At 33.1% G+C, this 13,638-nt stretch carries 17 protein-coding genes and 5 pseudogenes; 18 read left to right on the forward strand and 4 right to left on the reverse strand.

The genetic code is table 11. The features are described from left to right. Positions 1-12 precede the first annotated feature (12 nt). From DPQ31_RS04650 to DPQ31_RS04670, 5 genes and pseudogenes are all read left to right on the forward strand, one after another. A complete protein-coding gene (locus DPQ31_RS04650) occupies positions 13-1,005 on the forward strand; it encodes an ABC transporter ATP-binding protein (RefSeq protein WP_208731596.1) in 993 nt (330 codons plus the stop codon). Continuing rightward, the gene (locus tag DPQ31_RS04655) at positions 998-1,969 is read left to right on the forward strand and encodes an ABC transporter ATP-binding protein (protein WP_208731597.1); all 972 of its coding nucleotides are present in this window, start codon (positions 998-1,000) and stop codon (positions 1,967-1,969) included. Before DPQ31_RS04650 ends, DPQ31_RS04655 begins: the two co-directional genes overlap by 8 nt. Before the next feature lie 270 nt (positions 1,970-2,239). Further along, positions 2,240-2,434, forward strand: a pseudogene (locus DPQ31_RS04660) (nucleotide excision repair endonuclease); the annotation flags it as partial. 170 nt (positions 2,435-2,604) lie between these two features. After that, complete coding sequence (locus tag DPQ31_RS04665; RefSeq protein WP_208731598.1) at positions 2,605-3,234, forward strand: DUF4352 domain-containing protein; 630 nt, start codon at positions 2,605-2,607, stop codon at positions 3,232-3,234. 118 nt (positions 3,235-3,352) lie between these two features. Next, positions 3,353-4,099 (forward strand): annotated as a pseudogene (locus DPQ31_RS04670) (hypothetical protein); the annotation flags it as partial. A gap of 216 nt (positions 4,100-4,315) precedes the next feature. On the opposite strand, the gene DPQ31_RS04675 reads toward DPQ31_RS04670, so the two are convergent. Further along, positions 4,316-4,708 carry a hypothetical protein gene (locus tag DPQ31_RS04675; RefSeq protein ID WP_208731599.1) on the reverse strand — a complete coding sequence of 131 codons (393 nt, stop codon included), beginning with the start codon at positions 4,706-4,708 and terminating at the stop codon, positions 4,316-4,318. A gap of 12 nt (positions 4,709-4,720) precedes the next feature. Continuing rightward, complete coding sequence (locus DPQ31_RS04680; protein ID WP_208731600.1) at positions 4,721-5,902, reverse strand: alpha/beta hydrolase family protein; 1,182 nt, start codon at positions 5,900-5,902, stop codon at positions 4,721-4,723. A gap of 58 nt (positions 5,903-5,960) precedes the next feature. On the opposite strand from DPQ31_RS04680, the gene DPQ31_RS04685 reads away from it, so the two are divergent. The 6 genes from DPQ31_RS04685 to DPQ31_RS04710 all read left to right on the forward strand — a co-directional run bounded on the left by DPQ31_RS04685 (position 5,961) and on the right by DPQ31_RS04710 (position 8,811). Continuing rightward, entirely contained in the window at positions 5,961-6,344 is a 384-nt protein-coding gene (locus DPQ31_RS04685; RefSeq protein ID WP_208731601.1) for a DUF1433 domain-containing protein, read from the forward strand. Between the two features lie 76 nt (positions 6,345-6,420). After that, positions 6,421-6,804, forward strand: a complete 384-nt coding sequence (locus DPQ31_RS04690) for a DUF1433 domain-containing protein (RefSeq protein ID WP_208731602.1) — start codon at positions 6,421-6,423, stop codon at positions 6,802-6,804. An 80-nt stretch (positions 6,805-6,884) separates the two neighbouring features. Further along, a complete protein-coding gene (locus DPQ31_RS04695; RefSeq protein WP_208731603.1) occupies positions 6,885-7,268 on the forward strand; it encodes a DUF1433 domain-containing protein in 384 nt (127 codons plus the stop codon). A gap of 385 nt (positions 7,269-7,653) precedes the next feature. Further along, the gene (locus DPQ31_RS04700; protein WP_208731604.1) at positions 7,654-8,058 is read left to right on the forward strand and encodes an alpha-ketoglutarate permease; all 405 of its coding nucleotides are present in this window, start codon (positions 7,654-7,656) and stop codon (positions 8,056-8,058) included. A gap of 288 nt (positions 8,059-8,346) precedes the next feature. Continuing rightward, positions 8,347-8,508 carry a hypothetical protein gene (locus DPQ31_RS04705; protein ID WP_208731605.1) on the forward strand — a complete coding sequence of 54 codons (162 nt, stop codon included), beginning with the start codon at positions 8,347-8,349 and terminating at the stop codon, positions 8,506-8,508. Between the two features lie 144 nt (positions 8,509-8,652). Beyond that, complete coding sequence (locus DPQ31_RS04710; protein ID WP_176548846.1) at positions 8,653-8,811, forward strand: hypothetical protein; 159 nt, start codon at positions 8,653-8,655, stop codon at positions 8,809-8,811. Between the two features lie 217 nt (positions 8,812-9,028). Here the strand turns inward: DPQ31_RS04710 and blaIII are convergent, their stop codons facing one another. Then, on the reverse strand, positions 9,029-9,976 hold the full coding sequence (blaIII, locus tag DPQ31_RS04715) for a class A beta-lactamase BlaIII (protein WP_208731606.1): 948 nt from the start codon (positions 9,974-9,976) through the stop codon (positions 9,029-9,031). 592 nt (positions 9,977-10,568) lie between these two features. Here blaIII and DPQ31_RS04720 point away from each other — a divergent pair. The 4 genes and pseudogenes from DPQ31_RS04720 to DPQ31_RS04735 all read left to right on the forward strand — a co-directional run. Next, positions 10,569-10,838 (forward strand): annotated as a pseudogene (locus DPQ31_RS04720) (hypothetical protein); the annotation flags it as partial. 396 nt (positions 10,839-11,234) lie between these two features. After that, positions 11,235-11,459, forward strand: coding sequence for a hypothetical protein (locus DPQ31_RS29235; RefSeq protein ID WP_228546506.1), 225 nt, complete (start codon positions 11,235-11,237; stop codon positions 11,457-11,459). 18 nt (positions 11,460-11,477) lie between these two features. Continuing rightward, the gene (locus DPQ31_RS04730; RefSeq protein WP_000595046.1) at positions 11,478-11,948 is read left to right on the forward strand and encodes a hypothetical protein; all 471 of its coding nucleotides are present in this window, start codon (positions 11,478-11,480) and stop codon (positions 11,946-11,948) included. 3 nt (positions 11,949-11,951) lie between these two features. Further along, the gene (locus tag DPQ31_RS04735) at positions 11,952-12,161 is read left to right on the forward strand and encodes a hypothetical protein (RefSeq protein ID WP_000392187.1); all 210 of its coding nucleotides are present in this window, start codon (positions 11,952-11,954) and stop codon (positions 12,159-12,161) included. An 80-nt stretch (positions 12,162-12,241) separates the two neighbouring features. Here DPQ31_RS04735 and DPQ31_RS04740 read toward each other — a convergent pair. Next, positions 12,242-12,488: pseudogene (locus DPQ31_RS04740) on the reverse strand (tyrosine-type recombinase/integrase); the annotation flags it as partial. A 127-nt stretch (positions 12,489-12,615) separates the two neighbouring features. On the opposite strand from DPQ31_RS04740, the gene DPQ31_RS04745 reads away from it, so the two are divergent. The 3 genes and pseudogenes from DPQ31_RS04745 to DPQ31_RS04755 all read left to right on the forward strand — a co-directional run bounded on the left by DPQ31_RS04745 (position 12,616) and on the right by DPQ31_RS04755 (position 13,593). After that, positions 12,616-13,284: a hypothetical protein gene (locus DPQ31_RS04745; RefSeq protein WP_000742400.1), complete on the forward strand. Its 669-nt coding sequence runs from the start codon at positions 12,616-12,618 to the stop codon at positions 13,282-13,284. A gap of 13 nt (positions 13,285-13,297) precedes the next feature. Then, positions 13,298-13,390: pseudogene (locus tag DPQ31_RS04750) on the forward strand (DUF4176 domain-containing protein); the annotation flags it as partial. A gap of 11 nt (positions 13,391-13,401) precedes the next feature. Further along, the gene (locus DPQ31_RS04755) at positions 13,402-13,593 is read left to right on the forward strand and encodes a hypothetical protein (protein WP_016107925.1); all 192 of its coding nucleotides are present in this window, start codon (positions 13,402-13,404) and stop codon (positions 13,591-13,593) included. Positions 13,594-13,638 lie beyond the last annotated feature (45 nt).

Here is a 13,638-nt window from a genome sequence, read left to right on the forward strand (position 1 = left end):
GGAGTGAAAAGCGTGTCTGAAAAACTATTAGAAGTAAAAAATTTAAAGACTTCTTTTTTCATAGAGGGCGGCGAAGTAGAAGCTGTTCGCGGCGTTTCATTTAGTTTGAAAAAAGGTGAAGTCGTCGGGATTGTTGGCGAATCGGGAAGCGGAAAGAGCGTTATGGCAAAATCCGTTATGGCTCTCGTTACGTCTCCGGGGAAAGTGAAAGAAGGAGAGATTCTTTTTCAAAATGAAAACGTACTTTCTAAATCAGAAAAAGAATTACGCTCTATTAGAGGAAATCAAATTTCACTTATCTCTCAAGATCCAATGTCGGCGCTAAATCCAGTCGTGAAAATTGGGAAACAAATGACGGAAGTAATTATACGTCATCAAAAAGTGAAAAAGAAAGAAGCAGAGCAGATCGCGATCAATTTGTTAAAACAAGTCGGCCTTTCGTCACCAGAAGAAAGGGTAAAACAATATCCGCATGAACTAAGCGGCGGTATGAAGCAGCGAGTTATGATCGCAATGGCGATGTCTTGTAACCCTGACCTTCTCATTGCGGACGAACCGACGACAGCACTTGATGTAACGATACAAGCACAAATACTAGATTTAATGAAAAACTTAAAGAACGAAACGAATATGGCGTTACTTCTTATTACGCACGACTTAGGAATTGTCGCGCAAAACTGTACACGTGTCATCGTTATGTACTGCGGGCTTATTATGGAAGAAGGACCTGTACTTGATATATTCCAATCGCCGAATCATCCATATACGAAAGGGCTATTAAACTCCTTGCCGAAAATATCGAACGGCGTAAAAGAAAGACTCGCGCCAATTCAAGGTGTAACGCCAAACTTACTACATCCGCCGAAAGGTTGCCCATTCGCAGAGCGTTGTCCGCATAAAATGGATATTTGTGAAAAAGAACGTCCGCCATATTTTGAAATCGGAAACGAAAGACGCTCTATGTGCTGGCTAAACGATGAAAAAGTAGGTGATTCCCATGAGTGAAGAAAACTTAATTGAAGTACGGAATTTAAAAAAGTATTTTCCTATTAAAAAAGGACTATTCGGCAGAAAAACAGAGCAATTAAAAGCAGTCGATGACCTTAGCTTCACAATTAAAAAGGGTGAAACATTCGGATTAGTAGGAGAATCTGGCTGCGGAAAATCAACGACAGGAAGAAGTATCATTCGTTTACACGATGTTACTTCAGGCAACGTTTTATTCGATGGAAAAGATATCGCAAGCTTAAAGGAAAGTGAACTAAAAGAATATCGAAAACGAATGCAAATCATTTTCCAAGATCCATACGCATCATTAAACCCGGCAATGAATGTGTTCCAAATTATTAGCGAACCGATGAACATTCACGGCTCTTACACAGCCGAAGAAAGAAAAGAAATCATTCTAGACCTACTCAAAAAAGTTGGCCTAAAAGAAGAACACCTATATCGCTACCCGCACGAATTTAGCGGAGGCCAAAGACAGCGAATTAGCATCGCGCGCGCACTATCTGTAAAACCAGACTTCATCCTATGTGACGAACCAATCTCAGCACTCGATGTCTCAGTCCAAGCACAAGTCGTAAACATGCTACAAGACATCCAAGAAGAAACAGGCGTCACATACTTATTCATCGCACATGACCTATCTATGGTAAGACACATATCAGACCGAATCGGAGTCATGTACTTAGGAAATATAGTAGAAATTGCCGACAGCGAAGACCTATACACAAAGCCGGCACATCCATACACACAAGCACTACTCTCATCCATGCCAGAACCAGACCCAACAAACGCAGGAAAAGAACGAATCATCCTAGAGGGTGAAGTTCCAAGCCCGCTCAATTCACCATCCGGCTGCAAATTCAGAACGCGCTGCAAATTCGCCACTGAAAAATGCGCGCAGGAAGTACCAAATATGGTCGAGATTGCGAAGGGGCATGAGGTGGCTTGTCATTTGTTTTAGATTTGAGGAAAAGCATTGGGGGGACCTGGTGCTTTTTTTCTTTGTAGGTGGACGTGGTGTGGGATTGGTTGTTAGTTTAGGAGATAGCACGCTCGAAATTTGTCGGTAAATCGATATGTTGTGTCGAAACGTTGATATATTCGGAGTTACGATCGATATAATTGAATAATCGTTGATATATTTTTGTAAAGAGTGGGATTGGTTGTAGGCTAATTGTCAGCGACTGTCTATATTTGCATCTCCTATCATATAATTCTCCTTATTTTTAACTATAATTTTAATGACGAACTTCTTTTTGTTGGGAAAGCACGTAAAGTGAAACAACGTATTAAAAATCATCGTGATGAAGTGTATCGTATTGATGTATGTATTGTAGAAGATCTGATGGAAAGAGAAATTCACGAAATATATATGATTAACGAATTTCAAGCGAACTATAATGTGGATAAAGTATTTTATAAATAACATCAACGTAAAACATGATCTTGATACTACATCAAGATCATGTTTTTTTATATGCAATAAAAACAATTGATTATTCTTAATTATTCGACAATATGCAACAATTTAAGATTGTATTTTTTGCTATGATAAGTAAGGAATTTACATATCGTGTTATTGGGGGATAAAAAGAGATGTTGAAAAAATTTACTACATGTATTTTAGGTGGTGCTTTAGTATTTAATTTATCTGGTTGCGGCAATACATCCGACAAAACTTCTTCAGAATCTAAAGAAACCAATTCTAAACAAGAGGAAAAGAAAGTGCAAACAACTGATGAGGCGAAAACGAAAGAGAATGCAAAGCAGAAAAATACAGAACAAACAAAAGAAAAATCAAAAGTAAAAGAAAAAGAGTATGCTGTAAACAAGGATTTTCATACACCTAAATTTGATGTAACTGTAAAAAGAGTTGTAGAAAGAGATAAGGTTGGTAAAGAAAGTATAGGATTCCAAAAACCTGAAAATGGACATGTCTTTATTGTTGTAGAAGTAGAAGGGAAAAATATCACAAACGAATCGATGAAATTAGCCGCTTTACCATCAGTGGATTTAGTGGATGAAAATGATAATGCTTACCAAAGTGATGTGTGGGCAGCTAGTAGTTATGGGGTTGAAAAAGGCGAGACCTCTACTATTACTAAGGAATTAAAACCAGGAGATGTAAAGAAAGAAAATAAAGTTTACGTAATTAATAAAGAAAAATTTGATACAGGAAAATGGTATGTACTTGTTAACCATGAGTATAAGGAACAAATTAAATAGAGTTTATTTATTAAGAGGAGATGGCTCCTCTTTTTTTGTTATAAGTTAACACAGAATTTCGTTATGAGGGACTGCCTTTTGTTGGCCTTTTTTGCATAAAATATTGTAAAGCAAGAAAAAGAAGAATAATGCCTTTCCAATTCAATTTCAATCACAAGTCGCTTCTACAGATGTTATTGAACAAGAATTATTAGAACAAATTCTAGGAATTGACCGAATGAAAACAAGTATGGAAGCCATCAATCAAGCTATGCCAATCCCGGGTATGGACGCTATGGCGAATCTTTTTACTGTCATGAGGAAAAAACTGCAAGAAAAATTAGAACATCTATATGAATTTAATTATACTTCTAGTAGTAATTATGATACGGCACTCCAACTAGCCGCTAGCATTGCGACGGGTTTGGCGGAAGTTCAAAGTGGAAAAGGCTTTAGCCCTGCAAGTGGTACATTTAGTACGCAAGGGTTGAATATGGAGTGGACAACTTCTATTCAGGCGATTGGAGAAGAGATAACACGTAAAGAGGACAATTTTGTAAATAGCAATTTATCAGGTGATCATATAGAAGATAGTACAATGTTTGATAAACCCTTTGAAAAATCTATGCTCAGAAAAATTTGGGATGGTATATACGTTGGTTCTGGGCAAGTTATTGGAGGTATTGTAGAAGGGTTTGATTCATTAGACGATACAGTAACAAAAGAAAATATTAAGTATGCTATAGGTCATCCCTTAGAGACAGCATATACTATGTATAATACTTTTTCAGATTCATTTATGAATGATGTTTGGCATGGTGATTTAGAAAGTGGTACAAAGTGGGGAACAAATATTTTTATGGAATTTGGGTTAGGATGGATTGGACATCAATGAGATGTGGTTTTTTGTTCACGGATTTTAGACTCTTTTATTTGTAGTGTTTTGAATGTATACTTTTGTTTCGTGAATTGAGGGTTTCAGGTTATTTAGTGAAGAGTCAATGATTTAGCGGTAATGAAAGTAAACTAATTATTTAAAAGTTTACATTCAGGAATAACAAAAAAAGAGTCCTGTATTAAGAGGACTTTTTTTCTATTTCCCTTATTTTTTTCCGCAACTGTTTGCCAAGTGAACATGCTCATTAAAAACTTTGTTGTTAATTTGTTTTTCATATTTTTTTAATGTTTCATTTATTTTACTACCAGTTTTACTTTCGAAACTTTTCTCTAGTTCTGATGCTATATCTCTTGTATTTGTTTGTAAATCGTGAAATATCCCTATGTTTTTTTGAAGAGCATATGTATCTTCTTTTATAATATCTATTGATTTAAACTCTACCTCTGTTTTTAACATCATACGCTGCATTTCTTTTTCAATTTGTTTTTTAGCAGCTTGTAATTCATCAACAACCTGATTTGCTAAATCTCCTGCAGCTCCTGCAGCATTTTCGATTTGTTTTTCTATCTTTTTAATTTCTCCCATAAAATCGATCATATAATTATCCCCTTATTTAATTTGAAAATTTGATGCTAATTGGTTGTCTTTATCTCTTAGTGAATTTGCTGCATCACTAATATCATCTCCGAATCGGCTTAAACTCTTTTGTTCTTTTTTTAAAAGATGGATTAATTCTTCTGCTAGGTTTGCGTCATGAAAATAGTCATTTCCACCTTTTCTAATTTTAGCAATTTGTGAGATGGCTTCATCTACTTCGTGTTTTTCTAATAAATGATATCTTCCACCTGGCCCTGTTTCATGTTTTAATTGATTTTTTAACTTTTGAACTGCTTCAGCTTCGTTTCTTTGAAACTCTTCTATATTTTTTGCGATATCTGATAATCGATTGCTGAGTGTTTGAATTTTTTTTGCTTGTTTTATAATATCTTCAGGTTCTAATTTTAATATGGGGCTTCCATTTGAATGAAAGGATCCCTTAAATGTATCTCTGCCGTGTCCGTCCATAGTTAAACGTGTAAAAAGTCCTTGTTTTGTATCGTTCTGTCTCACTGTGTATTGCTTACCAATTAGAGGTGCACCAAATTGAGTGTGGTTACCAATCGGGTCATTTTCATGTGTATAATCAGTTGCTTTATTTTCCATTTTCCCTTCATTTACTCGTTTTTTTGCTTCAGGACTTAGTACACCATAGGGATTCGGTGCAGCCCATGTAGTTGCATAACAATCTAATTCTGCAGCGATAAGGTCTGCTTCTGCACCACCTTTACTATGTCCAGTGGTATGAAGAGAAGAAGGGTTATATTTTGCTACGATGTCATTTTTTGCCCATTTTAATCCAGTATTAAATGATGTTTCAGAATCAGGTTTTATAGTTTGACTGTTACTTGGAGTAATTACTTTAGAATGTGTTTTAATTCCAAACGTAATCTGATCGATATCTGTTTCGAAATCTGCTAATTGGTTAGGCTCTGTCCCACGAAATGCTAGGATTATCTCATCATAATGTGTTGCATTTTCATCATATTTGTTTGCTGGTACTACCGCGATAGCTTCTAATCCATTTTTTACTTTTTGGCAATCTGCATCTATTGATTCTATAACTATCCATTTTTTACCCCCTACTCCTTTTATTTCGGCTCCTTTGTATAAAAATTTATCGTTATAAACATCACTTGATAGTTTGAAAAAATCTTCATCTGTCGCAATTGTATTCTTTGTAAATTCACTCATATGTTTCAACTCATTTCATGGTATATTTTAACTATATTGAAATATAAGGGGATTTCCTATGAAGAAGAAGTTGATAATTTTCATATCCATTATTTGTATTATAGCAGGAGGGTATTTTACAATGGAATACTTAAAACAAAAAGAAATAGAAGAAAAGTTTTGGAAAATACAAGAAACAAGAGTAGAAAAATATATTCATTACAATATTAAAGATGTGAAATCTATTATGTTTACAAAACATGAGGTGAATCCGATGGGAATCCCTACTATAGAAGGATATATAAATGGTGATCAAGAATTGTGGTTTGTAGCAAGTATTAGTACCACAGAGAATTTTGAAGATCATTTTGGACGTTCTGGAGAACTGGGGAAACTTATAAAAGATCCTGAAAAGTCGGTATCTGAAATTGAAAAAGAAGAGAAAGAAAAAAAACAAGAGTAGTCTTTGTACTACTATTTTCTTCTCCGTCTCATTTTAAGAAGAATGCATTGGTAAGTTTTTTATAAGGGGATTTTCCATGAAGAAAATAGTCATTTTGATTGTATCTGCTGTGGTGATCATAGCAGGAGGATATTTTACTATGGAATACTTAAAACAAAAAGAAAAAGAAGAAAAGTTTTGGAAGGCACAAGAGGCACGAGTAGAAAAGTATATTCATTACAATATTCAAGATGTAAAATCGATTACATTTAAAGAACACAGTGTAAGTCCAATGGGTGTTCCCAGATTAAAAGGTTATATAAATAATAATGAAGAATTGGATTTTATAGCTTATATTAGTACTACAGAAAATTTTGAAGATGATTTCACACGTTCTGGAGAACTTGGAAAACTTATAAAAGACCCTGAAAAGTCGGTATCTGAAATTGAAAAAGAAGAGAAGGAAAAGAAACAAGAGTAGTCTTTGCACTACTCTTTTCTTTTCTATCCCATTTTTTAGAAGAATACATTGGTAAGTGTTTTTTATAAGGAGAATTTCCAATGAAGAAAGTAATGATTTTAGTTGTATCTGCTGTGATGCTCATAGCAGGAGGGTATTTTACTATTGAATATTTAAAACAAAAAGAAAAAGAAGGTAAATTTTGGAATGAACAAAAAGACCGAGTAGAAAAGTATATTCACTATAATATTCAAGATGTAAAATCTATTACATTTACAGAAAATAAGATAAGTCCAATGGGAGTTCCTCATATAAAAGGCTATATAAATCATAATAAAGAATTAGATTTTATAGCTAGTATAAGTACAACTGAAAACTTTGAAGACAAATTTACGCGTTCTGGGAAATTAGGAAAACTTATAAAAAATCCTGAAAAATCAGTATCTGAAATTGAGAAAGAAGAGAAGGAAAAGAAACAAGAGTAGTCTTTGCGATTACTCTTTTATTTTTATTATAGAAAAATAAAAGAGTTGAAAATATGAAAGTAAACTAATAATAAAAAGTTTGCTTTCAAATTAGAAAAGATTAGTCCCTCACTCCACTCCAGCTAAAAATCTCACACCCAAAAACAAAGGGGAACTCAATTGTTCAAAATCATATAAAGTTTCAATCTTGTCTAAGCATCCATTAGAATATACAATTGATCATCTATTTTTCTTTACATAATCTCCAGATACGTTCCATATCAACTATAGATTCTTGTCTTATGCTAAATGTAATCAAAAAGCAAGTAGATAAAGATAATGACTAAAACATTAACTCTAGATACTTTTTTGATGAATATTACAAATAAACAGGAGGTAATGAAAAATGATTAAAACACTATTAGCAGGAGCACTTTTAAGTACAGGATTGGTAGCGGGAGGTGCAGTAGGTGCAGATGATGTGAAAATGGACAATTTAAAGTCAAATGAAAATAGTTCAAATCAAGTAATTACACAGAGTGCAGATGGAACAACGTCTTTCTCACAAAACTTTGATTTACCTAAAGATGCAGTGCCAGCAACTCCTAAAGGAGACGCAAAAACTGTTGAAAGAACAGAAGGTACAGGTTCTCAAGAAGGAAAAATGGTACCAACAAAAGAAGGTACAGATTCTCAACCTGGATTTGAAATGGGAGCCCATGAAAAACTAGAACATGCAAAAACTGTTGAAAGAACAGAGGGTACAGACTCTCAAGAAGGAAAAATGGTACCAGCAAAAGAAGGAAATTAAATAATATATAGTTATAACGAAGAGCATCCAAAAAGTGATGCTCTTTTTATATTATAGGGATCAACTGGTTTTACTTAATATAGAACTGTAGCGGGAATTCAAGCTAGAATATGGGTTACTGTCTCTTCAAATCATGGTGTTGGAAGCGCTAGTTTTGGTGGTAACGTTACAACATAAACATTTTATTAGAGATTTTTTAAATTTACATACACTCTAGGTAAACTACATATCAACTTCAGATACTTGTTTTATGATACAAGTAATCAAACAAAAGGAGGGCAATACAAAATGATTACAACAGTATTAACAGGGCACTCTTTTAAGTACAGGAGATTATTAACAGGTGGAGAAAATGTTGAAGATGTACAGACAGATCAACATATTCCATATGCACAAAATGAATTGCAGCAAACTCTAGAAAAGTACGATTCGAAGAAGTTTGAGTTATAAAAAGAAAATAGATAAATATAGTGAAAATAGATAAATTAACAAGAGAAAAGTATTTTGTGTATATAACAGGTGATTTTCATTTGGATATAGGACTTGAATCAAACTTTTATACTAAAATATATACGGCAAAAAGGAGGGAGTACATTGCACAAAATTATTTATGGAATATTAATTTTAATGTATACTTTGTATTCATTTTTTGTAAGTGATGGAAGTGAAGTAAGATTTATTATGGTGTTAACTATAGCACTTATCTTTTCTGTGGTTTTAGAAAAAGGAAATGCAAACAAAACGACTGATTAAAGGTCTTTTTGTTTGCATTTTTTAGTTGGCTATTAAAGTCCAGATGTTTTAGGGATAGCACCAAATCGCCATCACCTTAAGAAAATAGAACCACCCCAGAACGTAAAAATGAGCTTTTTATTACAAGTTAGCACTACATTTCGTTTTTGGGATACTATTAAATTTTTAGTTGATAAAAACGCCCGCCTAAAATAGAAAACTTTTAATCTATTATCCTTTATTCCGTAGCTTTTAAGGTATTTAATACGACTTTGGTTGCGTCTGCAATAAGTTTATCATCGTATTTAGCATCCTCTTTATCATGATTAGAAAGTATAGCAAGAACAATCGGTTTTTTATTTGGTGGCCAAATAATTGCGATATCATTTCTTGTTCCGTAAGATCCCGCGCCTGTTTTATCAGCTACTTCCCATCCTTTTGGTACGCCCGCACGAATCAATTTATCTCCAGTTGTATTTCTCTTCATCCAATCTACTAATAGTTCACGTTTTTCTATTGGAAGTGCAGTTCCTAATGTAAATGATTGAAGTGTCTTAGCTATCGCTTCTGGTGTACTGGTATCATGTGTTTCTCCTGGATGCACTTCATTTAATTCAGGTTCAAATCGTTCTGAGGTAGTAACAGTATCTCCCATTTCTCTCAAGATTTTTTCAAATGCAGAGGGCCCTCCTAACTGTTTAAGAATCAAATTATGTGCTGTGCTGTCACTATATCGAACTGAAGCATCTGCAAGTTCTTTTAACGTCATGCCTGTATCAACATGCTTTTCAGTAATTGGATTATAATTAGAAAGATCTTCATGAGTATACGTAATCCTTTGATCAAGAGCTTCTAATGAGTTCTTGCGTAAAAGAGCGCCCACAGCTAATGATTTAGATGTAGATGCAAATGCAAAACGATCATCTGAATGATAAGCAACAGTTTGATTCGTACCTGTGTCCAGTGCATAAATACCAAGCTTAGCATCATATTCTTTTTCAAGTTTAGCAAAAGATTGATTACCTGTATTTTCTTGTTTAATTTGATTAGCTTGATTCGTTTGTTTAGGTGATTCAGATTGAGTGTTACTATTGGAACAGCCTATAAGTGATACACATGAAAGTAATACTACAGGCACAATCTTTTTGTAATGTAAAATGTTAAAGAACTTGTTTAAAATGAACATAAATTTTCAACCTCTTTCAAGAATATATGGATTTTGTCTAGGTATTCTAAATACCAATGCAATTAAAGATGGCATAGGGGAACAATACTACTGCAGCTAAAATCTCACAGGTTAAATAACATCCAAAACGTTTATCCCGCATTAACGGGTAGCCCGATTGGTGAGGGCTGATTAAAGTTTCACTTTATATGATTGATAATTCACGGTTTGGGTTGTTTCTTTTTTGTTTTCACTTGTAATGGTTCACCTGTGAAAGTATTAAACTTGTAATACTTAACAGTAGTATTACGATGTATATTTTTCACTTTTTGGGATAATAAGTCCTTTCATTTTTTTGTAATACATAAAAATAGATGTCAAACGGGATATGTTGTATCCAATTTGGACAACTCATATTAGAAATACACTTATTAGACACTCTAAGTGATAAATTTGTTCCACTTTAAGATGAGGAAGAATTTGGGGTTTGTAAAATAACAATGGAACTACGTGTTTTTTCGTCATACAAAAACCTCTACATATAAGTAGAGGTTTTTAAATTGTATATTAATGAATTATGCTTTTTTAGATAAAGAAAATCGAGTTCAGGTAAACGAAGAACATAGAAGAAACGTTGTTTGATAAACTTAAAGATACTGTTGAAAATAACGTAGAAGCGATGGATCAGTTGTACGAAAAATTTATTCGCCAGATAGAAAATACTCCTATTATCGGGCAATATCATAACTACAAAAAAGGGCAAAATGAAGCGGTGTTAGATGAACTTAAAGGAATATTAAACACAATTTTACATCCAATAGATAGTGTTGAGGGCGCTGTGTATGCTCTTTCTCACATCGACGGAACATTTGCTGCTATGGAATGAAAGATTTGGATTAAATGCACCTATTATTACATTCGGAAATAATATCTCTAACGCTGAAAAGATATTTGATCTAGGGATTCTTTTCTATGTTTTAGAAACAATTAAAGCGAGAAGAAGTAGAATATTTAATGATTAGAATTGATAATATTCTAATATTTAAATGAAGCTAAAGGTACAAGTGAAGTTAATAAGAAAGTCAGCGGAACTAGTGTAGGAGAAGAAAACGTTACTTATCGTAGGGTTCAAGGTGGTGATAGTAAAGAGTTAATTTTAGTTAATGATGATGGTACACTCTCTTTAAATAGTAAATGGAGGGCAGATCATAATTTAAATGTATCTACTGGAAAAGATCACTCTACATATTTCAAAAATAAACGAGCAGACTCATATATTGTGGAATTTGATGTACCACAGTATTTAGATGATTTAATTAGAGAAAATGCGATTTCTCAGAAGGGTTATAAAACTAATCCACTTAACCAAGGTAGAACAGCTCCTAAGATTGTTGACAAGGGTATTTTTGATAAATATGGATTTGAAGGTGTTGCATACGAATTACCTGACCCCATTAGTCGGTGGTTGGTAGAATACGGACGGAATGCTAAACTTATTAAGTAAGAGAGGAGAGCGTGTTAAATGATTAAGCCTTTATACGCCGAAAATATTATAGTAGGTGTAAAATATAAAAATAAGCTCAATTGGTATATAACTGAATCGGATTTATGGTATTTAGATTATAATCAAGCTGGATATTCTCCTAGTGAATATCCAGAGGAAAGAAAAGGCATTAGTATTTTAAATGAGACTACAATAGCTAACTTTTTAGAAAGAATAGAAAAATATAAAAGATTTACAGAAGATATTAGGTTAGAATTTTTAAGGGAACTAAGAACTAATAGAGAAGAAGCCTATTATGATTATAATCCATGTTTCCTAATAGACTTTGAGCGTTTAATTTTTTATTCTAATTATCCGGAATCAATATCTTTTGAAGAATATATTCCGAATAACTGGAGAGGTTATTTACAGCGATTTGATGAACAAGTACCCTATGAATATAGATATTGGGAAGATGAGAATAAAAACTATTTAGTTAGAGAGGATTAGGTCATGGAAGAAAATAAAGTAGTTATGATAAAAGAAACATTTAAAAATGAAGAAACTGGTGAACTAACGCCAGGAGTTACTATAATACTTGATGGGAATTTAAGGGAAGTGTTGGAGATAATTATGGAAAAAGAAGGCTATTCGGATTATCCAGAAGCTTTAAAAGAAGTAATCTTTGAAGGGATTCATCATTTTGTGAAAAGAAATAAATAATAAGCTGACATATACTTTTAAGGTAAAGGGCAATTCTGAAAGGGATATGCCCTTTTTATTTTTTAAATTTGAAATGTAACTCAGATATTATCTTTTTCTTCCTTATTGATACCAATATATTTTAAGTGTAATTTATGAGGTGCTATGATTGAGTATTTCTTACAACATAGCGAAATCTTTTGTTTGTTTATAGAACCAATAGCCGAAGGTTTTGCGCATGGTGTGAGTCCCAATAGATTCGATACCAGCAAAATCTTTGGCTTTTTGAAATTTTTGATAAGCCTAGATCTTATTAGTGGGTTGATCTCCTTTTCGAGTAGGGAATAATATTTCACAAAAGGTGTACAATGAGATGTTGATTTAGATGGTGAGGGTGAAGATAATAGTATTAAAGATATGGTGAAAACGGGTGCGAAAAAAACTTGGTCAACAGTAGCGGGGTGGTTTAATTAACATGAAAAAAAATACAGATTTTAATAAAAAAGTTTTTGAATATTATATGGCTCTTTATGCTGTAAATGATATAAGATCGACTATAATTACTCTTGTGATTGGGATAGCAGATATATTTGTGCTTTTGCCTGCTTTTGCGAATCCTGTTCAACCGATATATATGTACATAATAGTTCCTCCAGTTGCTTTTTTAAATGTATGGGCAATATGGATTGTTATAAATCCTAGGAAGCGGCAATTACAATACACTCTATTTCGTGGGGTATTTGGCATTGTATGTTCAGTAGGATTATTAGTTATAACCCAAAAGTTTGCATATGGAATGTTAGGGTTACAAACTCCCATCTATTTTATTTTTTCGGTTGGTTTGTATATTTTTGCTTTGAATTATTATTATAAAAATCATATTAAAAAACTTCAGGAACCAATCAAAAAATCAAAGTCATCGAAAAAAAACTCTGGTTTCGGAGTAGTGGCTTTTGTAGGATTGGGTCAACTCATTGCTAATATCAGTCTTGGTTTTGCAACACAAAAGATGGTAGCAATTGTATTAATGTGTGTATACTCCATGCTTTCGTTTATGTTGTTTCATTTCATTATGGAACTCCATAGGTATTATTATTTAAGGAAGCATATAGAAGGTGGAGGTAGAACACATGAAACCTTTTAAAGAGGTTTATTGAATTTTAAGTATTGTGATTTATGGAAGGGAACCAAAACTTATGGTTAAAGAACCTGTGATGTATGACTATATTGGCTGTTTTTATCCAGAAGGAGGAAAGCTGATATGCAAGCATTTAAAGTCGGGAAATTAGTCACATTCCTTGCAATTATAATACTTCTTGTAGTTGCTATTTTATCTCCTTACAACTTATTTAAAAAGATTTATTTTATTATTGGTGTTCTTATTATTGGCGCAATTTCACTTGGTGCAAATAAATTCTTTGAACTGATACACAGTAAATTTAATAAGAAATGATATTACTTATGTGATAGGGAAATTCCCCTCTAAATCCTTAATGAT

Origin of the sequence: Bacillus sp. COPE52, from assembly GCF_003355115.1 — a bacterium.
Classification (GTDB): domain Bacteria; phylum Bacillota; class Bacilli; order Bacillales; family Bacillaceae_G; genus Bacillus_A; species Bacillus_A toyonensis.